This is a genomic window from Pararobbsia alpina (genome assembly GCF_902859895.1).
GTDB lineage: Bacteria > Pseudomonadota > Gammaproteobacteria > Burkholderiales > Burkholderiaceae > Pararobbsia > Pararobbsia alpina.
Genome location: NZ_CADIKM010000210.1, coordinates 1 through 647, shown reverse-complemented (window position 1 = coordinate 647; position 647 = coordinate 1). Strand labels below are relative to the sequence as shown.

Here is a 647-nt window from a genome sequence, read left to right as displayed (position 1 = left end):
CGAGCGCGTTCGTCACGGCAAGCGTGGTCGCGCCGGATTCGAGCTGGCTGATCGTCCCCTGCTGGTTCATCAGGTTCAGCGCGGTCAGGCTCAGCGCATTCGCGGCAATCTGACCACGACTATTGTCGAGCTGCGGGGCGGAGACGTGCAACTCGTTCGCGCCGATCGTGCCGTTCGCGTTCGTGATGGCGGCAGCGGTCACAGTCGCGCTATCACCGCTCAGCTTGCCCTTGCGGTTGTCGAGCCTGTCCGATGCGACCGCGTTCAGCGTGTGCTGGGCGGTGATCGTGCCACTGTTGGCAATCGAGGCTGCATGGACCGTGGTGTCGCCGTTGCCGCCAATCAGGCCACCCGCCTCGCCTTGCGCCGTCGTACCGGCCACATTCGTGATCTGGCCGCTTGCCGACACCGATACCGGAGAGGATCCAGTGCCCACAATACGACCGGCGGTATTGTTCACGCTGGCCGCAGCCACCTGCACCGTGCTGCTCGATTGCAACTTGCCGGACGTGTTGTCCAACTTGCCGCTCGCCTTCACGGCGAGCGCCTGGTCCGATGTGATCGTGCCACGCCGGTTATCGACACTCGATGCCGTCACTGTCGCCTGTGCGTGGGTACCGATCGTGCCCCCGCTGTTGTCGAGCGTG

General features: G+C 64.8%; 1 protein-coding gene. It reads right to left on the bottom strand.

Features of this window, described 5'->3' with window-relative positions; all coding sequences use genetic code 11:
* Positions 1–647 (bottom strand): hypothetical protein (locus tag HV670_RS30320; protein ID WP_175108588.1); only part of this gene is annotated, 647 nt, incomplete at both ends.